The organism is Variovorax sp. 3319, assembly GCF_031456585.1.
In the GTDB taxonomy this organism is placed as follows: domain Bacteria; phylum Pseudomonadota; class Gammaproteobacteria; order Burkholderiales; family Burkholderiaceae_C; genus Variovorax; species Variovorax paradoxus_P.
Map to the genome: position 1 here is coordinate 373,094 of NZ_JAVDUZ010000001.1, position 24,636 is coordinate 397,729.

Genomic DNA, 24,636 nt, shown 5'->3' on the forward strand with positions numbered 1-24,636 from the left:
CCCTCCCTTCGGTAAATGCAAATGCCGCGCGGCAGGGTGTTCTGTCACGCTGCGGCGATGGATACCGAATCACTCTCCGCAATACGCGAAGCAGCGCTCGACTACTTCGTTCGCAGCCGTTCCGTCCAGCGCCGTCGCGAGCTCATGGAACACCCCGATGCCGACGAGGCGCAAGGCTGGAGCGCGCTTGCCGAACTGGGCTGGACCGGCATGCTGGCGCCCGAATCGGCAGGCGGCATGGCCCTGGGGCTTGCGGGTGCCGCTCAAATACTGCGCGCTGCGGGCGAGCACGTGGCGCCCGAGCCGCTGCTCGCGGTAGCGGGCCTGAGCGCGCTGTTGCTGGGGCGGCTCGAATCGCAGGGTGCGCAGTCGCTGCTTGCAGACCTGGTAGCCGGCCGCAGCCTGCCCGCGCTGGCCTGGCAGGAGAGCGCGGGCGACCTGAGCGCCGTGCCGCTCGCCTGCGGCTGCGAACCGCGCGCAGGCCACGCGGGCGGCGTGCTGCTGCAGGGCGAAAAGCTCATGGTGCTGCCCGGCGCCGCAGCCAGCGGATGGCTGGTTTCGGCACGGGCCAGCGACGACGCGGTGCTGCTGTGGGTGCCGCGCGGCACGCCCGGCGCGAGCGAAACCCTGGTGCCGCTGGTGGACGGCAGCCAGGCAGCGAGCCTGCGCTTCGAACAGGTGGAGCTGCCGCCCGAAGCGGTGCTGGCAGAAGGCCCTGCCGCGCAAGAGGCGCTGCGCCACGCGCTTGCAGCCGGGCAAATCCTGCAAGCCGCCGAGCTACTGGGCCTGGGGCAGGCCATGCTCGCGCAAACACTGGCCTACCTGCGCACCCGTTCGCAGTTCGGCAAGCCCATCGGCAGCTTCCAGGCGCTGCAGCACCGCTGCGTGGACATGTTCATTCACCTCGAGGTGGCGCAAGCCACGCTCGCGGAAGTGCTGTCGCTCGCAAGCCAGGGGCTCGCCGCCGACCGGCTCGAAGCCGAAGCGAGCCGCGTGAACGCGCGGTGCACCGCCGCGGCGCTGCAGGTTTCACGCGCCGCGGTGCAGCTGCATGGCGCCATCGGCTACACGCAGGAGTGCGACCTGAGCCTTTACTACAAGCGCACGCTGTGCCTTTCGGCGTGGCTCGGCAATGTCAGCGCGCACCAGCGCCGCCATGCCATGCTGGCCGAAAGCGAAGAAGCGCGAACCGGCACGGCCGAGTGGGAGAGCGAGTTTCCGCGCAGCGCCGACTGGAGCGCGATGCCCGAGGCGGACTTTCGCCGCATGGTGCGCGGCTTTCTGCAGCGGCGCTACCCGCAGCAGCTGCGCTACCTTTCGCACCGCGCCCGCTGGAGCGAGATACGCGAGTGGTACCTCACGCTATCGCAGCAGGGCTGGATTGCCCCGGCTTGGCCGCAGGCGCATGGCGGCATGGGCCTGCCCGCCGACAAGCTCATTGCGTGGATCGAGGAGCTCGAACAGTACGGCGTTGCGCGCACGCCTGACCAGGGCATCGTGATGATCGGGCCGTTGTTGATCCAGCACGGCACGCCCGAGCAGCAGGGCCGCTTTCTGCCGCGCATACTGAGCGGCGAGCACGTGTGGTGCCAGGGTTATTCAGAGCCCAACGCCGGCTCCGACCTGGCCGGGCTGCGCACAGAAGCCGTGGCGGGGCGCGATGCAGGGGGCGACCACTTCATCGTCAACGGCCAGAAGATCTGGACCACGCTGGCGCAGGACGCCAACCACATCTTCATGCTCGTGCGCACCGACAAGGCTGCCCGCAAGCAAGAGGGCATCAGCTTTCTGCTGTGCGACTTGCGCACGCCGGGCATCACGGTGCGGCCGATCCGCACGCTCTCGGGCGAGCCCGAGTTCTGCGAAGTGTTCTTCGACAACGTGCGCGTGCCGGCCGAAAACCTCGTTGGCAAGCTGCACGGCGGCTGGACGATTGCCAAGGCGCTGCTGGGCTTCGAGCGCATTTTTCTCGGTAGCCCCAAGCAGTCGCAATACGCACTGGGCCAGCTTGCGCGGCTTGCGCAGGCGCGTCGACTTTTTGCGGACCCGGTGTTCGCGCAGCGCTTTGCGGCGCTTCGGCTCGACGTGCTCGACCTGTCTGCCGCCTACACGGGCTTTGCCAACATCGTGCGTGCGGGCAAGCCGCTGCCGGCATCGGTGTCGCTGCTGAAGATATGGGCCAGCGAAACCTATCACCGCATTGGCGCGCTGCTGATAGAGGCCGGGGAAGAGCAGGGCGCCGTGGCGGGCGACCAGGTGCTCGACGGGCAAACCTTCAACGTGCTCTCGCCTTTGATCGGCTCTACGGCCGCAATGATCTACGGCGGAACCAACGAGATCCAGCGAAACATCCTCGCGCGGCAGGTGCTCGACTTGCCTGTCTGAAACGGTTGCGTTCGCCCAATAAATAAACAACAGGAGACAAAGCCAATGGAAACCACGGACTTCACACGGCGGCAAGCCGTCGCCGCGCTGGCAGGCAGCGCGCTCTGGGCCGCACTGCCTTCGCGCGCCTTCGCACAGCAGCAGCCGCAACAGCAGCTGCCGCCGCTCATCAAGCTGGTCGTCGGCTACTCCGCGGGCGGGCCTGTGGACGGCGCGGCGCGTCTGCTCGCACCTGCACTGGGCCAGGAGCTCGGCACGCAGGTCATCGTGGACAACCGGCCAGGTGCCAGCGGCTCCGTGGGCGGCGATGCGGTCGCCAAGGCTGCGCCCGACGCTGCACTGCTCTTCTTCGGCGCAAGCCCGACGATCACCATCAACCCGAACATCCAGCGCAAGATGCCCTTCGACCCGATGAAGGACCTGACGCCCATTGCGCCGCTGGTCGACTACACCAACGTGCTGGTGGTCAACAAGGATTTGCCGGTGCACAGCGTGTCCGAGCTGCTGGCCTACGCGAAGGCGCGGCCGGGCAAGGTGTTCTACGGCTCGGCCGGCATCGGCGCATCAAACCACCTGAGCGGCGCGCTGCTCGAGAAGATGACCGGCGTGCAGCTGACGCATGTGCCGTACAAAGGCAGCGCGCCCGCGCTGGCCGATGTAATGGGAGGCACCGTGACGATGATGTTCGACATCATCGCCACCTCGCGGCCGTTCATCCAGTCGGGCAAGCTGCGTGCGCTGGCCGTGACATCGCGCCAGCGCAACCGCATGCTGCCCGAGGTGCCGACCATGATCGAATCCGGCGTGGCCGGCTACGACGTGGGCGGCTGGTTCGGCCTGTACGGCCCCGCGCGCATGGACCCGGCCCTGGTCGCCCGCCTGAATGCGGCCGCGCACAAGGCGCTGGCGCGCGAAGACATCGCCAATCGACTGCGCGAGCAGGGCTACGAAGTCTGGACGGGCGCTGCGGAACTGCTGGCCACCAAGGGCCAGGCCGACCGAAAGCTCTGGGCCACCGCCTCCAAGGGCATCGAAGCGGAATAGCCGATGGCGCCCACCCGAATCCACGAGCTGCTGGAGGCGCGCGCATCGCGCTCGCCCGACGCGCCATTTCTTTTCGAGCCTTCGGGCACCGTGACTTATGCGGCGTTGCAGGCCATGGCCGAGGCCGCCGCGCAAGACCTGCTGGCTGCGGGCGTGCGGCCGACCGACCGCGTGCTGCTGGTAGCCGAGAACTGCGCCGCGCACATCGCGCTGATCATGGCGTGCAGCCGTGTCGGTGCATGGTCGTGCGGCGTCAATGCGCGCATGTCGCCCGGCGAAATCGCGGCCATTGCGGAACGCGCCGATGCGCGGCTGTGCTGCTTTACCACCGGTGTTTCGGAGGCGGCGCGGCAGCACGCGGCCCGTGCCGGCGCCGTTCCCTCGGCACTGCCGGGCGTGATGCGCTCCGCAGTGCGCTCCGAAGCCCGGCCGGAACCCGACCCCGCGCTGGCGGATGCGGCCGCCATCATCTTCACGTCGGGCACCTCGGGCACGCCGAAGGGTGTGATGGTGTCGCACCGCGGTCTGCTGCATTTCGGGCGCGTATCGGCCTCCGTGCGTTCGTTGGGCGAGCGCGACCGGGTCTACGCCTTCTTGCCCATGACGCATATCTTCGGCATTGGCACGGTGCTCATGGCCGCGCTCACGGGCGGCGCCGCGCTGGTGCTGCGCGCGAGCTTTTCGCCAACCGACATGCTGCACGCGCTCGCGCATGAACAGGTGTCGAACCTGCTCGGCCCGCCGACGATGTATGCGCGCCTGCTCGCGCACATCGAGGCGGAACGCGCGGCCGTGCGCTTTCCGGCACTGCGATACGTCTATACGGGTTCAGCGCCGCTCGACCTGGGTCTCAAGCAGCGCATAGAAAGCTTGTTCGGCCAGCCGCTTCACTATGGCTACGGTCTTTCGGAGTACGCGGGCTCGGTGTTCCTCACGCGCGTCGAAGCTCCGCGCGCGGACACGGCTGCGGGCTATGTGGTGGAAGGCGGAGAGGCGCGCATCGTGAGGCCCGCGGGTAACGATGTCGCGCCCGGCGAAACCGGCGAGATCTGGCTGCGCGGCCCCGGCCTGATGCTGGGTTACTTTAGAGACGAGGCGGCCACGGCGCAGGTCATGCGCCCGGGCGGCTGGTATGCGAGCGGCGACCTCGGGCGCTTCGATGCGGACGGCGCGCTGTTCGTGGTCGGCCGTCTGAAGGAAATGATCATCCGCTCGGGCTTCAACGTTTATCCAGCCGAGATCGAAACGGTGATCGGCCGTTTCGACGGCGTGCACCTTTGCGCGGTGGTGGGCGTGCCCGAGGCCGACGGCAACGAGCAGATCGTCGCGTTCGTCGAGATGAAGCCCGGGGCGGTGCTGGACGAGCCCGCGCTGCGGGCCCATCTCGTGGAGCACCTCTCGCCGTACAAGCGCCCGGCGCGCATCGAGGTCATCGGCGCATTGCCGACCACGGCCAACGGCAAGGTGCTCAAGCGCGAACTGCAAGCACGCTGCAGATAGCAACCTCATGCGCTGCATGCATCAGCCAAAGATGCAGGCATGGCCCTTCCGCGTATCCATGTACTCGCGCATGCGGGCGATGCGTCCGTCTTGGAGTTCGAAGATGAAGCAGTAGTCGTTGTCGTACTTTCTGCCGTTCGCAAGCATGGCCTGCATGCGCAGTTCAACAATCACGGTGTCGCCCTCGCAGTACCTGCTGCGGAAATCGACGGTGACATCGGAGACGAAAAGCTTCGGGAACATCTCCGCCAGGAACTGGACGATGGCTTTCCGTCCGATCATGTGGTCGGGAACGACCAGCGCCAGCGCGGTCGCGTTGCGCTGCGGGGCGAGCCATTCGGCGTCTTCCGTGAACCAGGCGGCAATGCGTGCCGGGTCGTGGCTTGCGAAGGCCTTCCATGCGTCGGAAATGGTGCGTTTGTTCTGCTCGGGTGTCATGTGGTTCTTAGGCGGGAGTGTTCGAGCGCCGAAGGTAGGCGGGCGGCCATCGGCGCGCGCGCCGCTTTCGGACATGTCCAACGCCAACTCCAACCCCGTGCGGCGCTGCGCTCGTGCTCCTGCTCGGACTTTTCCTTCATTCAACCGCGCCGCCGTCCTCCAGTGCAGTGCAAAAAACAGATGCATCGTGTCGACACCGATCAAGGAGCATCCAACCACCATGGCAGACGATCCCACCAAGCGCGGGCCGCAAGACCGCAGCCGCATCAATGTGAACGAGCCGCACGAAGTGCGCTACTGGACCCAGACCTTGGGCGTGACCGAGGCGCAACTGCGATCGGCTGTCGCCGCTGCGGGCGTCGAGGTGAAAGACGTGCGCGTCTACCTCGGCAAGCCATAGCTTTCACGTCACCAGGCTCATCAGTGCGGCCGGTGCCTCCTCATCGGGGTTCGCGGCCGAAACCGTAGGTACGCTCCTACACCCGGCTCACGGGGTGGGCCCGATACTTCTTGACTTTCCTTCGCTTCAGGAAGCGCAAAGTGAACGTGCCCATTGCCGTCCCCCAACCTGCAGTCCGCAGCCGCCTGCCGGCCTGTCTACAGAACGAGGCGAAGCCTTCGGCTCCCGCCGCTCGATGAAGGCCTCGCCAGGAGCCCGCAGTTGGATCGCTGCCGGCGTGCGCCATGAACTGCTTACCCGCGCCTTGCCGGCATTGCGGCATGACATGGCAGCACCGGTCTCGGTCATCCGCATGGCACTGCTCATGCTCAAGCGGCAGGTGGGTGCAACGCCAATCGACCCCGCCGCCTGCGAAGAGCGCGTGGCGCTCATCGACAACCAGGTGTCCGAACTCGTCGAAGGTATTCGCTCTCTGCGCGACTGGGAGCTGGCCACGGCAGACGACGGCATTGCGCGCAGCGCGCTGGTGGCGCAATGCGTGGGCCTGATGCGCGCGGCCTTCGACATGCATGGCGTGACGCTCGACGTAGACCCGGCACTGGACCCTACCGCAGACGAACCCCGCCACCCCCAGGGAGCCGCATTGCGCTACCTGCTTCTCGGAGGCCTTGGCTATCTTCATGACAGCGCTTCCGAAGCCGGCGCCATACGCATCGATGCCGACGGCGCCGATGCGCTTCGCCTGACCGCATTGCCGCGCGAAACCGGCGGCGTGAGTCCCGTGCTAGGTGCGCATCGTGCGCCGCGCGCGCTGGCCATCGATGCCATTGCGCTGCAAAGCCTGGCCGAAGACCTGGGCTACACAGTGGCGCTGGAACGCGACAGCGTGCGCTTCTCGCTTGCTGCGGGCTGAGCAGGCCTTTGCCGTTGCGCTGAACGCCGGCCGGGCAGGGGCACGGCCTTGGGGCTGCCCTTGCCGTTGGACTTGCGTGCCTTGGAGGCCTCGCGCAGTTCGCGCGCCAGGCGTTGCCGGTGCGACCGAAGAAACGCGAGCAGGCGCTCTTCCGCCGCATGCAAGCCGCGCGTGCGCCGGGCGGCAGTGCGGGCCGACATCTTTCGCAGTACCTCCGCTGACGGGTCTTCGCCGTCTCCCGCGAGCGCGCTGCCCAGTGCCAGCACGGCGGGGTGCACATAGGCCTTCTTGCACACCGCGGGCGTGTTGCCCAGCTGCTTTGCGACGGCAGTAAGGATTTCCTTGGCGCTGTAGCGGCTGCCGTCTGCGGCGGCGCGGCCGGGTTCGCAGGCCAGCCGCGTGAGTTCCAGCGCCTGCACGGTGCCGTGCCAGGTTCGAAAGTCTTTCGCGGTAAAGCGCTCGCCCGGCGATGCTTCGGCCAGATAGTCGTTCACGTCGGTGGACGACACGCTGCGCAGCTCGCCGTCTTCGTCCTGGTACTGAAACAGCGCCTGGCCGGGCAGTTGCTGGCATTGGCGCACCACCTTTGCAACGCGCGGGTCGTCCAGCAGGGCTTCGTGCATGACGCCGCTCTTGCCGCGAAAGCGCAGCCGCAGCGCGGCGCCCTGCACGGCGGCATGCCTGTTGCGCAGCGTGGTGAGGCCGTAGGAGCCGTTGCTGCTGGCGTACTCTTCATTGCCTACGCGCAGCAGCGTGGTGTCGAGCAGGCGCACCAGCGCGCCCAGCACCTGCTGGCGCCCCGGTGCTCCCGCCTTGCTGCCCTCTTGCAGGTCGCGCGCCACGCGTGCGCGGATGCGCGGCAACGCGAGCCCGAAGGCCTCGAGCCGCTCGAACTTGGTCTCGTCCTTGAAGAGCCGCCAGTCTGCGTGATAGCGGTATTGCTTGCGGCCCTTCGCGTCGATGCCCGTCGCCTGCAGATGGCCGTTCGGCAGCGGGCAGATCCACACCTGCGTATAAGCCGGCGGAATCGCCAGCATGCGGATGCGCGACAGCTCGTCCGGGTCGCGTACCCACTGCCCCTTTGCATCGCGGTAGCGAAAACGGTCGCCGTGCTTCAGGCGCCGGATGCCGGGCATGTCGGGGTTCACATAGACCAGGCCGTTGGCAATGGGCGCGGCTGTGGGCGAGGGTCTGGAGGGCGGTGTGGTCGATCTGGAGCGAGCCGGCATGGGGTTTGCGTGGTGAAGGTACCCTGCGCTTGTGCCTGCACCGACAATCGCTGCCTGTAGGACGCCGCAATCGCCGCTGGTGCGATGGAGGCGCTTTGTTCTTTCCTGGAGTCCCAAAGAAAATGATGTTCTTCCATCGGCCGTTCTCGTCCTCTTGCGTGCGCTGGCTCTCCGCCTGCGGGGCGGCGCTGCTTGTTGCTGCCTGCGCTTCGCCCACCTCGCCGGTGCCGGTTGGGCGCTCTGCCTCCGCCACCACCGCGCCCGTCAAGGTGAAGGTCTTCGTTGCAGCCATGTTCGAGATCGGCCAGAACACCGGCGACCGCGCCGGCGAGTTCCAGCACTGGTACGAGCGCTACTGGAAGGGCGCCGCGCCGATGGCCGTGCCCGGTGCATTGCAGCCGGTGTATTGCAATGCCGATGGCGTGTGCGGCGCGGTGCTCGGCATGGGCAAGGTCAACTCGTCGTCGTCGATGCAGGCCATCCTGCTGAACCCGCAGTTCGATTTCTCGCAGGCCTACTACGTGATTTCCGGCGTGGCCGGCACGCCGCCCGCACGCGGCACCATCGGCGAGGTGAGCTGGGCCACCTGGCTCGTGGACTACGACCTCGGCCACCGCTGGGCACCCGAGGAGAACAAGCCCGGTGAGCCCACCTTCATGCCGCGCAAGGGCTACGAGGAATACCGCCGCTTCAAGCTCAACCCCGATCTCGTGGGCTGGGCCATGAAGCTCTCGTCGAGCACGCAGCTGAAAGATTCGGACGGCGCGCGCAAATACCGCCTGCGCTACCCCGATGCGGCAGCGCGGCGCGCGCCCTTCGTCGGCACCGGCACTCACATGACGGGAGACACCTTCTTTCACGGGCCCGGCATGTCGAAGCAGGCGCAATACATCGCCAAGCTCTACGGCGCCGACGACTACGTGATCACCGAAATGGAAGCCGCCGCCATCACGCTCGTGATCAAGCGCACCCACGGCACCGACCGCGTGATGAGCCTGCGCGGCGCCGTCAACTTCGACCAGGGCAACCCGAAGGAAAGCACGCTGCAGCACCTGGACCCGGCCCCGGGCGAAACGGCCGGCGGATTTGCCGAGACGGTGGAGAACATCGCGTTGGTGGGCACGCGCGTGGTGGACCACATCGTGGCCAACTGGCCGCAATGGCAAGCCGGCGTGCCCAGGCCCTGAGCGGGTTCAGGGCCGCACCGGCTGCAGGTGCCACGTCACATTGAAATCGAAGGGCGTCCAGCGGCTTGCAGTGACGCCCGCCTGACGCAGGCCCCTGCCTGTCCAGGTGTTGCAGGTTTCGAAGAGGTGGTAGCCGCCTTCGGCCTCGTAGAAGGCGTCGTCGTTGCCATAGTGCGCACCGGCAATCGGTGTTGCGCGGCCCGCTGGCAGCGCGGCACGCACGTAGGCCGCGAGCTGCGCGTACTGCGCCTGCGAGAGCGGCAGCTCGAAGGCGTTGTGTTTCAGCTGGGAGCGGCGCAGATAGGTAACGTGCAGCAGCGCCCGATTGCCGCCGAGCAGCGCGCCGAATGCGCGCGACGCGGTCAGGTCGCCCCACGTGGGCGTGTTCAGGTAGAACTCGCGGTCGCCCCAGCCGATGGCGATGAACTCCGCATCGGGCGGCACCGCCTTGAAGTGTGCAAACGGAAAGAGCTGCAGCCAATCGACAGTTGCCGAGCGAACCGGAAACACGAGGTCGGTGTGCACGCCGTTGCTCAAGACCCACGCCCGCACTTCGGGCGCATTGGTGGTCGCGCCACCCCGAGGCTTTGCATCGGCGGGCCAGAACATCAGCGCACACGCTGTGCCCACGTATACCGCGGCCAGCAGCGGCAGCACCAGCAGTGCGAGGGCAACGCGCCGGAGCCAGCGGTTCGGCATGAAGTTCAGAAGAGCGAGGCGGTGGTGGCGGCGGCGTCCGCCGGCGCACGCGGCGCACCTGTACCGGCAGGCGCCGTCGCCTCGGGGCTGCCCGCCTTGGCCAGCGCGCCCACGCGCACGCCCAACAGGCGCAGCGGCCGCTCCAGCGGCACGCGCTTCAGGCACAGTCCGCCGACCTGGCGGATGGTCTTGCCATCGGCGGTGTAGCGGTCGATGGTCTGGTCGCGCGTGGCAATCCTGAAGTCGTCATAGCGCAGCTTGATGCCGATGGTCTTGCCCACGTAGCCCTTGCGCTGCAGGTCTTCGGCCAGCTTCTCGCACAGGTGGGTGAAGATGGCACCGAGTTCGGCGCGGTCGCGCACCGCGTGCAGGTCGCGGTCGAAGGTGGTTTCGCGGCTCATCGACACGGGCTCGCTTTCGGTCACCACCGGCCGGTTGTCACGCCCCCAGGCTACCTCGTGCATCCACGCACCGGTCGACTTGCCGAAATTCTGGATGAGCCAGTCCCGCTCGCGCGCCGCGAGCTGGCCCACCGTCTCGATGCCGAAGCGCTTGAGCTTTTCGTCCGCCTTGGGCCCGATGCCGTTCACCTTGCGGCAAGGCAGCGGCCAGATGAGGGTCTGCAGGTCGTCCTCGTAGACCACCGAGATGCCGTTGGGCTTGTTGAACTCGCTCGCCATCTTGGCAATGAGCTTGTTGGGCGCCACGCCAATGGAGCAGGTGAGGCCGGTTGCGTCGAGGATCGCTTTCTGGATCAGCCGCGCGAGCGAGCGCCCGCCGTCGCGCTGGCCGCCGGGCACGTCGGTGAAGTCGATGTACACCTCGTCCACGCCCCGGTCTTCCATCAGCGGCGCAACCTCCCTGATGATCTGCTTGAAGGTGCGCGAATACTTGCGGATCTCCTCGAAATCCACCGGCAGGATGATTGCCTGCGGGCACAGCTTTGCCGCCTTCATGAGCCCCATGGCCGAGCCCACGCCGAACTGCCGCGCCGGGTAGGTGGCGGTGGTGATCACGCCGCGGCCCACGTAGTCCTTCAGGCGCGGAAAGGCGTCCACTGGAATGTCGGCCAGGGTGCCGCCTTCGGGCACGTGGCGAATCGCTTCGTCCACGCTGCGCCGCCCACCGCCAATCACCACCGGCAGCCCCTTGAGCTGCGGATAGCGAAGCAGCTCGACGGACGCGAAGAAGGCGTCCATGTCGAGGTGGGCGATGCGGCGGATCGGAGGCTTTGGCAAAGGCTGGGAACTCACCCGCCGATTGTCTCGCGGCTGGGCCGTGTCTGCGCGCGGCCATGTGCATGCCAGAATGCGGCGGATTGCGGTTCAGGCCGCCCGGTGGCATCGAAAAGCATGGCAAGGAAAGGGATCTGGCATGAGTGACGAAGTCGAAGGCATGACCATTGCGCTGACGCCGGTGCAGATGGCCGGCGTTCTGGGCGGACAGGACGTGCCCGAGTCCGCGAGCCTGAGCAACCGGCTCTGGGGTACCGTCGGGCTGGTGGGCGGTGTCGTGGAACTGGTCGGCGCCGGCGTGCTCTGCCTGGCGCCCGAGCCCACGATGGTGACCAAGGCGGGCTGCGTGGTGCTTGGAGTGCACGGCTTCGATACCCTGGCCACGTCGGGCCGCCAGGTCTGGACGGGCACTGCGCAGCGCACCGCCACCGCCGTCACCGCCAGCTCGGCAGCCGAGGCGCTGGGGGCCTCGCGCGAAACGGCCGACGGCATCGGGCTTGCGGTGGACGTGGCCGTTCCGCTGGTGGTGGCCGCGGGGCTCGGAGCCGCCCGCATCATCGCGGTGACGCGCGGCGGCCGCATCCGCCTGGCCGAGCATGAAGCCGCTGCCGGCTCGAGGCTCGGCGGACACACCATGGCGCGGCACGTCGGCCAGGCGGACGCACAACTGCTGGCCAGGGTGCGAACCGCAACTCGGCCGGGTCCCAAGGCCGTATCGACCTTTGCCGACCTTGCCACGGCGGAACGCGCAATTACCGAGACCCTGCGCGCCAATGCAGCCGCGGTGCAAGCGTGGTCACGCAGTGCTGCGGCGGGCAGCAAATCGCCGGAGCTCGAGCATGTGCTCGGCTACGTGGTGGGGCGGGGCGTGCAGTTTGGCAGCACGGCCGTCAACGACCTCTCCGGCGTGCGGATCATCCTCAAGATGGAAAGCTACAACGGCAAGCCGTTCTACATCCTGACGGCCTATCCGATCTGAGCTCCGAGGCCTGCGCTAACGAGGTGGAGGCATTTCGCCGGTGGTCCACACGTCGGCGCCGAACTCCTTTGCGAGCTGGGCCACGATCTTCGCGGTGCGCTCGCGCAGCGGTGCGATGCGAGCCTGCAGGCCCGCCCTGGGCAGCGCAACGGCCTGGCCGGGATCATCGTCGGCCTCGGGGTCGCTTTGGCGGATGTAGAGCGTGCCGTTGCGGGCCCACACCTCGATGGCCCAGCCCTGGTCCTGGTCGTCGTAGATCATGCCTTCGTCGCTCCCGGCCACGGCAACAAGAAAGTGGTCCATCGCGGCAAAGGTGTCGTACCAGGGGAACGACAGCTGAACGCCGGCTTCTTGGTTGTCCAGCCGCAGATCCATCCAGAAGTAATGCCGCACCTGGTCGAGTTCGAGTGCGTGGCGCCGGGCCGCCGCAGCCACCTGTGCGTAGTAGGCAGCAAGCTCCGCCTCGTGCCCGACCACCTCGGAGGTGCGCGCCAGCAAACGCTCGGCGCGCGGAAACGCGGGCAAGGCGAGCGGTTCGGCCGGGCCGCCCCACACCGGGCTGAACGCGTCCTGCAAATGAAAAGCGATCTCGGGCTCCAGCGAGTCGATCGGCTTGGCATGGGCGAACCAGGATTCCAATTGCGCGCTCCTCTGAATGGTCGTGCGTACGATGTTAGCTCGGCATGCATCGATGCGGACGGCGCCCTGGACGAGAGCGCTCGGCGCCCAATGCTCCGCGCCTAGCGCGTCTCCACCGTCGTGAGCAGCGGCGATTCGAACATCGCCACCGGCGAGATCACCGGTTCATCCATCGGCACCTTGTCGCCGTAGCGCTCGCGCATCTTGGCGCGCACCGCGGGGTCGTCGAGGTTGAAGCTGCGAATCTTCTGCAGCTCGCCGATGCGCACGCCCAATGCGCGCTGGTAGAGCTTCCACACGAGCTCGGAGCAGTAGATGCGCTGGTCCGACCATTCGAAAGTCAGGTCGTAGGGGCGGCCTTCATAGTCGGCTGAGCCGGCGTGCAGGCGGGCCACCGCGGCGGGCGTGAGCAGCGAGCCGGCATTGCGCAGCCGCTTTGCCACGTAGTGCCCGCCGTCGCCGCGCGCCGTCCATTGTGCGAGCGGCGTGTAGCGCACTGTCGACACCGCCTCGAATACATAGGGCTTGCCACCGCGCATCAGCACCACGCCCATGTGGCTGTAGCGTGAACCGGTGGCGCGCTGCACCGCCAGGCTCTGGGCCGAGCGCGAGGTATGAAAGACGATGTCGCCGTCTTTCAGCGCGGCATGCACCGGGGCGGCAGAGAGGCAGAGCAGGGCGGGCAGCAGCAGGGCTGCCGCGCAGGGTGGGATGTTGTTCTTCATGTGCGGCGCATTGTGACAAGGCTTGCCTGTTGCGCCCGCTCGCGCCATCATCCGCGGCATGCAAACCGTCGCTTCCATCCTGTGGCGCAGGCTCGATGCACCGGGCCACGACGCCTGCCGCCTCGAACGCAACGCCACTGCATGGCAGCTCGATGGTGCTGCCGTATTCCGGCTCGAAGACCAGCGCATTGCGCAGCTGCACTACCGCGTGCGCTGCGACCTGCACTGGCACGCGCAATGGGGCACGGTGCGCGGCTGGCTCGGCAGTGCCGCCGTCGACCTGTCGATTGCCCGCGATGCGCGCGGGCACTGGAAACTCAACGAAGAAGCGGTGCCGGACCTTTCGCACTGCATCGACCTCGACCTTGGCTTTACGCCAGCCACCAACCTGCTGCAGCTGCGGCGGCTCAATCTTGCGCAGGGTGAGGGTGCCGATGCGCCGGCTGCCTGGGTCGATCTGGAGGGCGGCGTGTTGAGCGAACTGGTGCAGCGCTACGAACGCACCGCAAGCGATCAATACGCCTATGAGGCCAGGCGCTTCGACTATGCGGCAACGCTGGGCGTCACGTCCGACTGTTTCGTGCGCGACTATCCGGGCCTCTGGATCGCCGAGGCGTAGCGCCCCGGCGCCGCGAAGGCGTCAATGGTCGTGGTGAAGGTACGCCGCCTGCCGCGGAAGCCGCAAGCTCACGAGGAACGCAATCACCATCATTGCGCTCACGTACCAGAAGAACGCCGATTCGTGCCCCAGCGTCTTGAGCCCCAGCGCCACGTACTCGGCCGAGCCGCCGAAGAGGGCGTTGGCGACCGCATAGGCCAGGCCCACGCCCAGCGCGCGCACCTCGGGCGGAAACATCTCCGCCTTCACGATGCCGCTGATGGATGTGTAGAAGCTCACGATGGCCAGGGCAACGACGATCAGCACAAAAGCCACCACCGGGTTGGTGGTGTGCTGCAGCGCCGTGAGGATCGGCACCGTGGCCAGCGCCCCGAGTCCGCCGAACAGCAGCATGTTGTTGCGCCGGCCGATACGGTCCGACAGCGCGCCGAACACCGGCTGCATGCACATGTACAGAAAGAGCGCGCCGGTCATCACGTAGCTTGCGGTCTTGATTGGCAGGTGCACGGTGTTGACCAGGTACTTCTGCATGTACGTGGTGAAGGTGTAGAAGATGAGCGAGCCGCCGGCCGTGAAGCCCAGCACCGTAAGAAAGGCCGGCATGTGGTGCTTGAACAGCCCGGCCATGCTGCCGGCTTCCTTGTTGGCCTTGGCTTCGGCGCTCTGGGTTTCGTGCAGCGTGCGGCGCAGCAGCAGCGCCACCACGGCGGCCACCGCGCCAATGACGAACGGAATGCGCCAGCCCCAGGCCTTGAGTTCGGCCTCGGTGAGCAACTGTTCGAGCACCACGATCACCAGCACCGCGAGCAGCTGCCCACCGATCAGCGTGACGTACTGGAAAGACGAGAAGAAGCCGCGCTGGCCGCGCAGCGCCACCTCGCTCATGTAGGTGGCCGTGGTGCCGTATTCACCGCCTACTGAAAGGCCCTGGAACAGGCGGCACACAAGCAGCAGAAACGGTGCCCAGGCGCCAATCTGCGCATAGGTCGGCAAGAAGGCAATGACCAGCGAGCCGCCGCACATCATGGTCACCGAGATCAGCATCGAGGTCTTGCGCCCGATCCTGTCGGCAATGCGGCCGAAGAGCCAGCCGCCGATGGGCCGCATCAGGAAGCCGGCCGCAAATACGCCGGCTGTGTTCAGCAGCTGTACCGTCGGGTCCGACTTGGGAAAGAAGGCCGACGCGAAGTACAGCGCCGAAAAAGCGTACACATAAAAGTCGAACCATTCGACCAGGTTGCCCGAAGAGGCCGCCATGATCGAGAAGACACGGTGGCGTTTTTCTTCTGCCGTGTACTGGCGGGGAGGTGATCCGGAATCCGAAGGGCCTTGCGTGACCGGCGTGGCTGCGCTCATGATGGGTTATGCCGCCCGTGCGGGCGATGTTGTTGGAAGCAACAATTTTCCGCATTCATGCATTTACGCGCTGTCAGCCAGCGCCGCAAGCCTGCCGGCCGAGGGGGCTTAGAACGTACCCGGCAATGGCGCTCTAATGCCTGCTGTAGCTCCGCTGCCTAGGAAAGGTTGGTAGTGCTCGCCCGAACGCTTCAATGGCGCGCTCCACATCCTCTTCCGTCGTACACCAACCCACGCTCAATCTGAAGCTCGAGTCGATGCGTGCACGCGCTAGCCCCATCGCTGTTAGCACGTGGCTCGCTGCCGCGCCGGAAGTACATGCAGAGCCGGCGGAGAAATGAACGTTTGGTATTCTGCGCATCAATAGAAGTGCCGAGATTCCCTCGAACCCTCCGTTGAGGTTGTTACACAGTCTATGGTCTGCGTCGCTGTTCGTAAAGAACGGTCCAAGAGAACGAAGCCCGCTTAAGAGCCGATTGCGCATATGGCGCATGCGAGTGATTTCGGTCTCCATGTTTTCTGACAGCGCCAGCGAGGCAGCCGCCATTCCAGCACACAGGGCGAGAGGAGTGGTTCCCGAGCGTAAGCCGCGCTCCTGACCGCCGCCGACGAGCAAAGGCTCTACGCGATCCGTTCCTCGGCGCGAGCAGATGACCCCACCTATGCCTTGTGGCCCTCCATATTTATGGGCCGTGAACGTCAGGTAGTCGATTCCTAAGGCTGTCACATCGAGCCGCATCTTTCCGATAGCTTGAGCGGCATCGGAATGAAACCGGACGTCGGCAGCTTGGCACATGCGGCCGATCTCTTCGAGCGGCTGGATCACGCCAATTTCGTTGTTGGCAGCCATGATAGAGACGAGGGTGGCTCCTTCCGATATGAATCTCTCAAGCGCGCTTAGATCCACGACGCCGCGCCCGTCCACCGGCAGAAGCGACACCCTGGCGCCGAATCCCTGGGCCCTCGCTGCACTCTCTAGGACGCACTTGTGCTCGATTGCCGAGATGACCAGATGGGCGCCTGGCCGGCGACCCTCCGAGCCCAGAATCAGATTGTTGCTCTCGGTTGCGCCGCTGGTGAAGAGCAGTGCGTCTCCTGCAGCATGAACCACGGAGGCCGTTACCCGTCTAAAATTCTCCAGGTGGCGCCGCGAACGCTGTCCACGTGCATGGGCTAGTGCACTGGCATTTCCAAAATGTTGCTCCATGCACCGCCTGACCGCTTCAACGGCTTGGGGCCGAGGCCGATCTGTCGCTTGGTGATCGAGATAGATCCCGGGCACGTCATCCAGGAATAGCGCGCTGAGTGATGTGGGCATCTTTTCAGCTCAGCAACTGGATGAGACTGCCGTCCGACTGGCGCTCCAGCACTTCACCGATCGTCCAGGCAGTGACTCCCTCCTCGGTCAAAATCCCGCAGGCCTGGTCCCAAGTCTCCGGTTGTACGGAAAAAAGAAGTCCTCCGTTCGTCTGCGGGTCGCATAGCAGCAGCCTTTCATGGCGCATTAGAGACACGGGAAATCTCACCCGAGCTTGAAATGCCTCCAAGTTATCTTCAGCTAGGAGGGGAATGGCCCCATCGCGTGCAGCACTGACAACACCAGGCAGAAACGGGACTTTGCGCATGCTCAGCCGCAGCGTAACTCCGCTGCTTTCCGCCACTTCCGACATGTGTCCGAGTAGTCCGAAGCCAGTGACATCAGTCATGGCGGACACACCGAGCAGCGGCCCCAGCCGAGCACCGACGCGATTCGACTGCAGAAGGGCCGAGAGCGCTTCTTGGTAGTCTTGATCGCCGAGCAGGCCCTGTTGTCTAGCAGCCACCGCGACTCCATTGCCCAGAGGCTTGGTGAGTACCAGCAGATCACCAGGTGCCGCGCCGGATTTGCGCTTGACGTGCCCCATTGGCGCAATGGAGAAGACGGAGAGACCTACGATCGGCGTCTCGCCGCGAATGGTATGTCCACCAACGATGGCGCAGCCGTCCTGCTCGCATGCCCGTGCCACGCCTCTCATCAGGTCCTGGCCGATAGCCACTGCGTCTTCGCCGTATGGGACGACAAGGACCACATCCGCGTATAGAGGCGATACGCCACACGCAAATATGTCACTCAACGCATTTTTCGCTGCGATCTCGCCCGCGATTACAGGGTCGTCGACGACAGCGTTCTGAAAGTCAATCGACGTGATAAGCGCCTTGCCGCCCTCCAACGGCAGAATTGCCGCATCGTCGGGAGCCAAGTCGGGCAACATGGCGTTCCGCATTTCAGGGATGGAGCAGAGCCGTGCTAAGTCCTGAGAGCCGAGCTTGCAGGAACAGCCCCCCATGCGGGCAAAGTTGGTGAGATTCAAGTTATTCATTTTTACGATCCTCCATTTGTTCAACGCTTTATCCAGCCTTCACGAACGCAACATCACCAGCTAGATGACATGTCCCTTCGGCAACATGACCAGTTGCGGGATGTTGATGTGCCTAGGCATTTGCAGCAGCCACAGCACCGCGTTGGCGATGTCAGAAGGGCTGAGCGGGTCGATGTTCCTGGTGATCGAGGGATGGATAGGAAGGTCGCGGTGCAATTCAGTGCGGACGAGTCCCGGGGCCACACAGGAAATACGGATGTCGGTTCGCGCGAGCTCCATGCGAAGCGCCTCGCACAAGGCCTCCACCGCATGCTTGGTACCTGAGTACCCGCCCCCTGTTTCTCGGACTTTGTAGCCCATGATGCTGGTGATGTGGATGAGGTCACCGAAGCCCCGCTCCTTAAAGTACTTCAGGGTCAAATACGTCAGTCTGAAAGCGGCCTCCGTATTGACGCGCACCATCTCGCAAAGTGCATCGACATTGACGTCTTCGATTGAACCAACGTGGTTCTTCCCGGCGCAGTTCACGACACAGTCCACGCGCCCGAAGCGCTCCAGTGCGGCACTTAGCAGCGCCTCGCAGGCATCTTCATGGGTTAGATCGCCCGCGATCCATGCGCAGCCATCCACTTTCAACGCAAAGTCTCGCAAGCGCCCTTCCCGCCGGCCATGCGCCATGACGACGTAGCCCGCCTCGGCCAATGCATGTGCCACAGCCAGCCCAATTCCGCTGGAGGCTCCGGTCACTACCGCAACTCTCTTGTTGTCCATCTCCACTCCGGTTCATATGTTGTTGTGGCTCTAGAGCCTCAGGCGCGAGTCGATACCGGAGTTGCTTTATTCAGCCTGCGCGCGTCGAGCACTTTTACTAATGCCGTTTCGAGATCCAGCAAATCTTCCTCTCCGAGCGAGGGCGGCAGCGGAACGTCCACCGTCAGATCCAGCATGCGGGTTGTCGCGGGCAATATGAGCCGAATCTCGGCCTGAGACAGACCAGGAAACATGAACTCCCAGTTCCAGAACGAACGGATATTGGGTCGTCCTAGCAAGCCGAAGCAGCGCGCGTCGACGCCCTCTGCGGCAAGGGCGTCGGCGGTCCATTGCGCATCCTGGGGGTCGGAATCTCGGAGTTGGAAGACGAGGTAGTGGCCCAGCGTGGCTTCCGGCACGCAGGAACTCCGGACCATCACTTCGGGATAGGCATCCAGGAACCGCAGCACACGCGAATAGTTGCGGCGAAGAGTCTCGACGCGGCGTGGCAGCTTCTCGAGTTGCACTCTTCCTAGGGCGCCCCGGATCTCATCCATGCGGAAATTGAAAAGCGGCACGGTCTGCTCGCGGATCTTGACGTCCCAATTGCAGTGTTTCTTCACTCGGGTTTCGTACGCGCCAGAGAATAGGACTGCCCGTTCGAACAACAAAGTGTCGTTCGTCAGCAGAAATCCACCTTCTCCCGTATTGAGGGACTTGTCAGCCTGCGTGCTGAAGGCGCCAAAGGTGCCAAACGTGCCGAGATAGCGCTCCCCGATGCTGGCGCCAAGGGCTGGCACCGCATCTTCGACGACGTGAAGGTCGTGGCGCCGTGCGACGGCCAGAATTTCCTCGATCTTCCCAGCCTGCCCACGCTGATGCACCACGAGGATCGCTTTCGTCTTATCAGTAATGCGTGTTTCGAGATCGACCGGATCCATATGACTATCGGGACCGACGTCGACCAATACAGGGGTTGCCCCGGCCAGCATGATGCCGCTTGGATCCGCGGCGAAAGCGAAGGATGAGCACAGCACTTGGTCGCTCGTCGTCACGCCGATCGCCATGAGGGCAACCGCAATGGCGGCGGTTCCGCTCGATACGGCCAGCGCGTGCTTGACTCCAAACTGCTTGCGCAGCGCTTCCTCGAAGCGACCGACCTCGGTCTCTTGGATTGGGCGTGTGTCGTAACGGAACAGAAGACGGCTACGCAGCACCCGATCTACTGCTTCAAGTTCCCGCTCGTCCACGTCCACATCCCCCTTGTCGAACCGCGGCCAGTAGCGGGTCCGGACCGGTGTACCCCCTTCAATTGCAAGACTCTTTTTTTTCAATGGTGACCTCCGCATACAGTGACAACACCGCTCCCTCGACGTTGCACGTCGGGTCGGCTTTCTTTTGATTTATAGGGCGCTCTAGCGCTGAGACGTTAAAGAAGACGGAGCTTTACTAGCAAAATACCCGTAAAGATGAGCACAGAGCACGCAATGCGGTGCCTGCCCAGTTGTTCCTTCAGCAGGTAGGTGGATATCAGCGCCACGAAGAGAACGCTGCTCTCTCGCAGGGCCGACACGGTGCCCATGGGCGCCTGCGCGAGTGCCCACACGGTGATCCAGTACGCGCCTATTTGCATGGTGCCTGCGATTGCGCTCATCGAGAGCGTTCGACGGTCGACAAGAAAAGCGGCGCGTCCTCTCCACCACAGGACGATCAATGCAGTCGCAATGCCATCCCCAATGGTCAGCAGCACGGCAAAGCCCAGTGCAGACTCCGACCTGCGCGCGCCCAGCGCGTCCACGACCGTGTAGGACGCGATCAGCAAGCTGATCGCCATTGCATAGAGCGTTCCCCTGCTTGCTCCCCCCTGCGCCCGGTGCTGAAAGGCGAACGCCAACACACCGATGCTGAGACACAGTACTCCGGCAATCTCTCCCGGTGAGGGCACTTCTCCCACCACAGACGCTGCGGCCAGTGTCACAAGCAACGGGGCCCCGCCCCGTGCGATGGGGTAGACGTGCCCCAGGTCGCCGTGCTGGTAGGCGATAGGAAGGGCAAAGTGGTAGACAGTGTGGATGCCTATCGATAGAGCGAGCAGAAGCCAGTCCGTCGATGCGAAAACACCAACAAATGGCAGCGCAACAAGAGAAATTCCACTCCCAATCAACGTGGTAAGCGCCATAACGGCAACCTTGTCGTCACCAATTTTTATGGCGCTGTTCCATATGGCGTTCATGAGCGCGGCCAGAAGAATGGCCAGGAATACGCCGTCGCTCATGTAAACGCCTTCTTCGATGAACTCATTCACGCTTCCTATTGATTTGGCGACGCGAGCAATGGTGGTTCCTCGATACCATTCCGTAAAGTTGAATTTCCTGCTCACCGAAGTCAGAAATCCTGAATGCGCAATCTCAATCTTGACCAAGTTCAAACGCTGATCGCCATCGCCGACCTTGGCACTCTGGCGGCTGCGGCGAAGGCGCTGCACTTCGCGCCGCCCACGGTCAGCTTGCACATCCGCGAGCTGGAATCGAGGCTTGGTGCGGTGCTTGTCGAAAGAGGGCGGCGCCAGGCTCGCCTGACGCCGGCCGGATTGGCGCTCGTGGAAGGCGGCCGGAAGCTTCTTGCAGGCGCGCAGGAGCTGAGCGATCAGGTCCGCAGAAAATCGGAGGGGCGCGAAGGCGTCGTTCGAATCGGGTCATCCGCCGGTGTCAGCGCGCATCTGCTGCCGGCACTGTTGGCCCGTCTGTCGAAGCGCAGCCCGGGTGTGGACGTCACTGTAAGCATCCTGAGTTCGGTCGAGGCCATCGCGCGACTGCAGGCCGGAACGCTCGATATCGGCATTGTCGCGATGCCCCAGGCTCCCTGTGCGGGCGTGAAGCTGATTGCATGGCGCAATGACCCGATGGTCGCTATCGTGCCTCGCAGCTGGAAGGCCCCGAAGCTGGTCACACCTCAATGGCTGGCCGAACGCCCTTGGATATCGTTCGATCCCGCCACGCAGATGTACAGACTGATCGCAGCATGGTTCGGCCACGCCGGACTCAATCCGCAAGCACGGATGCACCTCAACTATCCTGAGGCGATCAAGAGCTTGGTCGCCGCAGGCCATGCAGCGGCCATCTTGCCATTCGAGCCGCACAATAAGGACGCCATGGCAAATGCGTTGGTGCTGCGGCATCTGAAGCCAACTCTCAGCCGTCCACTGGGCCTTGCCTTTCGAGCTACCAAGAGCCGCGACAACGCTGTCCAGAGCGTGCTGCAAACCTTGGGTGAGTTCGGATGAAGGTCTGGGACAGGTGCGGGGCTTAGAAAGTACCCGGCAGCAAGATGCCCGAATCGACCTTCTCGATATTGGTGTGGCCGCAAAAGGCCATGGTGATGTCGAGCTCCTTGTGGATGATCTGCAGCGCGCGCGTTACGCCGGCTTGCCCATAGGCGCCCAGGCCGTACAGAAAGCTGCGGCCGATGAGCGTGCCGCGGGCGCCGAGCGCGCGCGCCTTCAGCACGTCTTGTCCGCTGCGCACACCGCCGTCCATCCACACCTCGATGTTGCTGCCCACCGCATCGACGATGACGGGCAATGCAGAGATGGAAGAGGGCGCGCCGTCGAGCTGACGCCCGCCGTGGTTCGAAACGATGAGTGCATCGGCGCCGCTGTCGGCGGCCAAACGGGCGTCTTCCGCGTCCATGATGCCCTTCAGGATCAGCTTGCCGCCCCAGCGCTTCTTGATCCATTCCACGTCGGCCCAGCTCAGCGCGGGGTCGAACTGCTCGGCCGTCCACGACGAGAGCGACGAGAGGTCTTTCACGCCCTTGGCATGGCCTGCGATGTTGCCGAAGGTGCGGCGCTTGGTGCCGAGCATGCCCAGGCACCAGTGCGGCTTGGTCGCCAGGTTGATCATGTTGGCGATGGTCGGCTTGGGCGGCGTCGAGAGGCCGTTCTTGATGTCCTTGTGGCGCTGGCCGAGGATCTGCAGGTCGAGCGTGAGCTGCAGGGCCGACACGTTGGCCGCTCGGGCGCGCTCGATCAGGCGCTCGATGAAGTCGCGGTCCTTCATGACGTAGAGCTGAAACCAGAACGGATGCCGGCCGGTGTGCTCGGCAATGTCCTCGAGCGAGCAGATGCTCATGGTCGACAGCGTGAACGGAATGCCGAAGGCCTTGGCCGCGCGCGCGCCGAGGATTTCTCCGTCGGCATGCTGCATGCCGGTAAGGCCGGTGGGCGCAATGGCCACAGGCATGGCCACGTCCTGGCCGATCATCGTGGACCGCGTCGAGCGGCCTTCCATGTTGACGGCCACGCGCTGGCGCAGCTTGATCTTCTGGAAATCGCTTTCATTCGCGCGGTAGGTGCCCTCGGTCCACGCGCCGGAATCGGCGTAGTCGTAGAACATTCTGGGCACGCGTCGCTTGGCGACTACCCGCAGGTCTTCGATGCAGGTAATCTTGGAAAGGTCGGGCACGAGCAGTCTCCTGGATAGTCTCTGTTTTTCGATCGCGCGAGCGGAGATTATGGGCAAGCTCCGTCGCGGGCCGAGTGTGGCGTCCGAAACGGACCGCGACCTGAAAAATACCCGAGCGAGACCTGAAAAGAATTCAGTCAGTCCCGCAGCGCCTGACGCAGCCATTCGACGAAGGTTGCGCACTCCCAGCGCTCCATTGCCCCCGGCCGCCAGCACAGGAAGTAGGCATTGGGCGAGGGCACGCTCTCTGCCGAAAGCCGGACGAGGCGCCCGTTCTCCAGCCAGGCGCTGCCGAGCTTCAGGTGCATCAGCACCACGCCGAAGTCTTCGGCCGCCGCATCGAGCGCCAGGCCCAGGTCGTTGAACTGGTGGCCCGTGGCCGGCTCCGGCAGGCCGATGCCGCGGGCCTTGAACCAGGTGCGCCATGACTCGAGCGGCGTGCGCAGCAGCTGCACGCGCGAGGCCTCCGCATCGGTTGCAAAGCCGTCGAACGGCCCGTGGCGCTGCAGGTACGCCGGGCTGCAGGCAGGCGCGACGTCGTCCGCCAGCAACTGGCAGAACTCGCGGTCGTGAAAAGGCCCGGTACCGAATCGCAGTTCCAGGTCGGCCTCTTCGGCCGTCATATTGCGCACAGGCATCGTCACCTGAAGCATCAACTCGATGTTCGGATAGGCATCGCGAAACCTCGCGAGCCGGGGCAGCAGCATCTGGCGGGAGAACGTGGGAGTCACCGCTACCCGCAGCCGCCGCACTTGCGATGCGGGCTGCCGGCCGGGCACCTGCTGCAGTGCCGCAATGGCCTCGCGCACGCGGGCCAGGTAGGCCACGCCGTCGGCGCTCAGACCGAAGTCGTTGCCTGCAAAAAGCTTGAGTTCGAGCAGCGATTCAAGTTGCCGTATTCGGTGGCTCACCGCGCTGGGCGTAACGCTGAGTTCTTCCGCCGCAAGATTCACGCTGCGCAGCCGTGCCAGGGCCTCGAAGGCCTGCAGGCCCTGCGTCGAGGGGAGTCGCGTCGATGCCATGTGTGTTGCTGAGTCCGGAGCGGATGTTATCGAGTCGCGCCCGGCGCCGACGCGGCAACCAGCGCCTCGAGCAGGCGGCGAAGGTCGTCCACCGCCTCGCGCGCCAGCGCCGCACCGCCCATTTGCGCCTTGACGATGGCCCCGTCCACCCCCAGCGCGGCGGCTTGCGCAAGGGCCGTGCGCGCGGGCGAGCCGGCGGGCAGCAGGCCCGCGATGACCTCGACCATCTCGCGCTTGTGTTCGCGCGCACGCTCGGCCGCGCCTTCGACGCTGCCGCCCACCTCGGCGACTGAATTGATGAACGCGCAGCCCCTGAAGACCGGGTCGGCAAACCATTCGGCCATGACCTCTGGCAGCAGCAGCAAGGCGCTTGCGTTGCCGGCGCGCTCGTGTGCGCCGCGCCGGCCCAGCGCATCGACGAACCATGCCATCCACAGAGCATGGCGATGATCGAGAAACTCGCGCACCAGGTCGTCCTTCGACGGAAAGTGTCGATAGAAGGTGACCTTGGTCACGCCCGAGGCCGCAATGACGCGGTCGATGCCCGTGGCGCGAATGCCGTCCGCATAGAAGAGGTTGTGCGCCGTGTGCAGGATGCGCTCGCGCGCGGGCAGTGCGGAGATGTCCATGGCGGTATTGTAGGCATGTAGACAGGTCTGTCTACATGTGGCACATTGCGGACCTTCGCCATCC

Annotated in this window: 24 protein-coding genes; 9 read left to right on the forward strand and 15 right to left on the reverse strand. The window is 65.0% G+C overall.

The window, feature by feature from the left end; genetic code table 11:
- Positions 1-57: 57 nt before the first annotated feature.
- Genes J2X67_RS01795 through J2X67_RS01805 form a run of 3 tightly spaced genes read left to right on the forward strand, consistent with a single transcriptional unit; the run spans position 58 to position 4,929 of the window.
- Positions 58-2,385 carry an acyl-CoA dehydrogenase gene (locus tag J2X67_RS01795; protein WP_309949942.1) on the forward strand — a complete coding sequence of 776 codons (2,328 nt, stop codon included), beginning with the start codon at positions 58-60 and terminating at the stop codon, positions 2,383-2,385.
- Positions 2,386-2,430: 45 nt separating this feature from the next.
- Positions 2,431-3,429 (forward strand): tripartite tricarboxylate transporter substrate binding protein, encoded by a 999-nt coding sequence (locus J2X67_RS01800; protein WP_309949944.1) that lies wholly within the window; start codon positions 2,431-2,433, stop codon positions 3,427-3,429.
- Between the two features lie 3 nt (positions 3,430-3,432).
- On the forward strand, positions 3,433-4,929 hold the full coding sequence (locus J2X67_RS01805) for a class I adenylate-forming enzyme family protein (protein WP_309949946.1): 1,497 nt from the start codon (positions 3,433-3,435) through the stop codon (positions 4,927-4,929).
- A gap of 21 nt (positions 4,930-4,950) precedes the next feature.
- Here the strand turns inward: J2X67_RS01805 and J2X67_RS01810 are convergent, their stop codons facing one another.
- Positions 4,951-5,571 (reverse strand): nuclear transport factor 2 family protein, encoded by a 621-nt coding sequence (locus J2X67_RS01810; protein ID WP_309949948.1) that lies wholly within the window; start codon positions 5,569-5,571, stop codon positions 4,951-4,953.
- A gap of 16 nt (positions 5,572-5,587) precedes the next feature.
- Here J2X67_RS01810 and J2X67_RS01815 point away from each other — a divergent pair, with 16 nt between their 5' ends.
- Positions 5,588-5,767, forward strand: coding sequence for a DUF3606 domain-containing protein (locus J2X67_RS01815; protein WP_281149497.1), 180 nt, complete (start codon positions 5,588-5,590; stop codon positions 5,765-5,767).
- 235 nt (positions 5,768-6,002) lie between these two features.
- Complete coding sequence (locus tag J2X67_RS01820; RefSeq protein WP_309949951.1) at positions 6,003-6,680, forward strand: hypothetical protein; 678 nt, start codon at positions 6,003-6,005, stop codon at positions 6,678-6,680.
- Here the strand turns inward: J2X67_RS01820 and J2X67_RS01825 are convergent.
- Entirely contained in the window at positions 6,626-7,909 is a 1,284-nt protein-coding gene (locus J2X67_RS01825) for a DNA topoisomerase IB (RefSeq protein WP_309949954.1), read from the reverse strand. The genes J2X67_RS01820 and J2X67_RS01825 overlap by 55 nt on opposite strands.
- Positions 7,910-8,031: 122 nt before the next feature.
- Here J2X67_RS01825 and J2X67_RS01830 point away from each other — a divergent pair, with 122 nt between their 5' ends.
- The gene (locus J2X67_RS01830) at positions 8,032-9,096 is read left to right on the forward strand and encodes a purine nucleoside permease (RefSeq protein WP_309949956.1); all 1,065 of its coding nucleotides are present in this window, start codon (positions 8,032-8,034) and stop codon (positions 9,094-9,096) included.
- 6 nt (positions 9,097-9,102) lie between these two features.
- Here J2X67_RS01830 and J2X67_RS01835 read toward each other — a convergent pair whose 3' ends face one another.
- Together J2X67_RS01835 and dinB are read right to left on the reverse strand one after the other, a co-directional pair.
- Positions 9,103-9,795 (reverse strand): TIGR02117 family protein, encoded by a 693-nt coding sequence (locus J2X67_RS01835; protein WP_309949958.1) that lies wholly within the window; start codon positions 9,793-9,795, stop codon positions 9,103-9,105.
- Between the two features lie 5 nt (positions 9,796-9,800).
- Positions 9,801-10,994 (reverse strand): DNA polymerase IV, encoded by a 1,194-nt coding sequence (gene dinB, locus J2X67_RS01840; protein WP_309950818.1) that lies wholly within the window; start codon positions 10,992-10,994, stop codon positions 9,801-9,803.
- A gap of 175 nt (positions 10,995-11,169) precedes the next feature.
- Between dinB and J2X67_RS01845 the strand changes: the two genes are divergently transcribed.
- The gene (locus tag J2X67_RS01845) at positions 11,170-12,009 is read left to right on the forward strand and encodes an RNase A-like domain-containing protein (protein ID WP_309949960.1); all 840 of its coding nucleotides are present in this window, start codon (positions 11,170-11,172) and stop codon (positions 12,007-12,009) included.
- A 15-nt stretch (positions 12,010-12,024) separates the two neighbouring features.
- Here the strand turns inward: J2X67_RS01845 and J2X67_RS01850 are convergent, their stop codons facing one another.
- The gene (locus tag J2X67_RS01850) at positions 12,025-12,648 is read right to left on the reverse strand and encodes a hypothetical protein (RefSeq protein ID WP_309949962.1); all 624 of its coding nucleotides are present in this window, start codon (positions 12,646-12,648) and stop codon (positions 12,025-12,027) included.
- Positions 12,649-12,749: 101 nt separating this feature from the next.
- Positions 12,750-13,373, reverse strand: coding sequence for a YiiX family permuted papain-like enzyme (locus tag J2X67_RS01855; protein ID WP_309949964.1), 624 nt, complete (start codon positions 13,371-13,373; stop codon positions 12,750-12,752).
- A 58-nt stretch (positions 13,374-13,431) separates the two neighbouring features.
- Between J2X67_RS01855 and J2X67_RS01860 the strand changes: the two genes are divergently transcribed.
- On the forward strand, positions 13,432-13,992 hold the full coding sequence (locus J2X67_RS01860; RefSeq protein WP_309949966.1) for a putative glycolipid-binding domain-containing protein: 561 nt from the start codon (positions 13,432-13,434) through the stop codon (positions 13,990-13,992).
- 21 nt (positions 13,993-14,013) lie between these two features.
- Here the strand turns inward: J2X67_RS01860 and J2X67_RS01865 are convergent, their stop codons facing one another.
- From J2X67_RS01865 to J2X67_RS01890, 6 genes are all read right to left on the reverse strand, one after another.
- On the reverse strand, positions 14,014-15,348 hold the full coding sequence (locus tag J2X67_RS01865; protein ID WP_309949968.1) for an MFS family transporter: 1,335 nt from the start codon (positions 15,346-15,348) through the stop codon (positions 14,014-14,016).
- A 133-nt stretch (positions 15,349-15,481) separates the two neighbouring features.
- Positions 15,482-16,666: a cysteine desulfurase family protein gene (locus tag J2X67_RS01870; protein ID WP_309949970.1), complete on the reverse strand. Its 1,185-nt coding sequence runs from the start codon at positions 16,664-16,666 to the stop codon at positions 15,482-15,484.
- 4 nt (positions 16,667-16,670) lie between these two features.
- A complete protein-coding gene (selD, locus tag J2X67_RS01875) occupies positions 16,671-17,708 on the reverse strand; it encodes a selenide, water dikinase SelD (RefSeq protein ID WP_309949971.1) in 1,038 nt (345 codons plus the stop codon).
- Positions 17,709-17,768: 60 nt separating this feature from the next.
- Positions 17,769-18,479: an SDR family oxidoreductase gene (locus J2X67_RS01880; protein ID WP_309949973.1), complete on the reverse strand. Its 711-nt coding sequence runs from the start codon at positions 18,477-18,479 to the stop codon at positions 17,769-17,771.
- Between the two features lie 38 nt (positions 18,480-18,517).
- Positions 18,518-19,792, reverse strand: a complete 1,275-nt coding sequence (locus J2X67_RS01885) for an aminotransferase class I/II-fold pyridoxal phosphate-dependent enzyme (RefSeq protein ID WP_309949975.1) — start codon at positions 19,790-19,792, stop codon at positions 18,518-18,520.
- A gap of 95 nt (positions 19,793-19,887) precedes the next feature.
- The gene (locus tag J2X67_RS01890) at positions 19,888-20,886 is read right to left on the reverse strand and encodes a DMT family transporter (RefSeq protein ID WP_309949977.1); all 999 of its coding nucleotides are present in this window, start codon (positions 20,884-20,886) and stop codon (positions 19,888-19,890) included.
- Here J2X67_RS01890 and J2X67_RS01895 point away from each other — a divergent pair.
- Positions 20,857-21,741 (forward strand): LysR family transcriptional regulator, encoded by an 885-nt coding sequence (locus J2X67_RS01895; protein ID WP_309949978.1) that lies wholly within the window; start codon positions 20,857-20,859, stop codon positions 21,739-21,741. The two genes, J2X67_RS01890 and J2X67_RS01895, sit on opposite strands and share 30 nt — an antisense overlap.
- A 22-nt stretch (positions 21,742-21,763) precedes the next feature.
- Here J2X67_RS01895 and J2X67_RS01900 read toward each other — a convergent pair whose 3' ends face one another.
- From J2X67_RS01900 to J2X67_RS01910, 3 genes are all read right to left on the reverse strand, one after another.
- A complete protein-coding gene (locus tag J2X67_RS01900) occupies positions 21,764-22,921 on the reverse strand; it encodes an alpha-hydroxy acid oxidase (protein ID WP_309949980.1) in 1,158 nt (385 codons plus the stop codon).
- Positions 22,922-23,058: 137 nt separating this feature from the next.
- Positions 23,059-23,943, reverse strand: coding sequence for a LysR substrate-binding domain-containing protein (locus J2X67_RS01905; protein WP_309949982.1), 885 nt, complete (start codon positions 23,941-23,943; stop codon positions 23,059-23,061).
- Between the two features lie 26 nt (positions 23,944-23,969).
- On the reverse strand, positions 23,970-24,572 hold the full coding sequence (locus J2X67_RS01910; protein WP_309949985.1) for a helix-turn-helix domain-containing protein: 603 nt from the start codon (positions 24,570-24,572) through the stop codon (positions 23,970-23,972).
- Between the last annotated feature and the right edge of the window lie 64 nt (positions 24,573-24,636).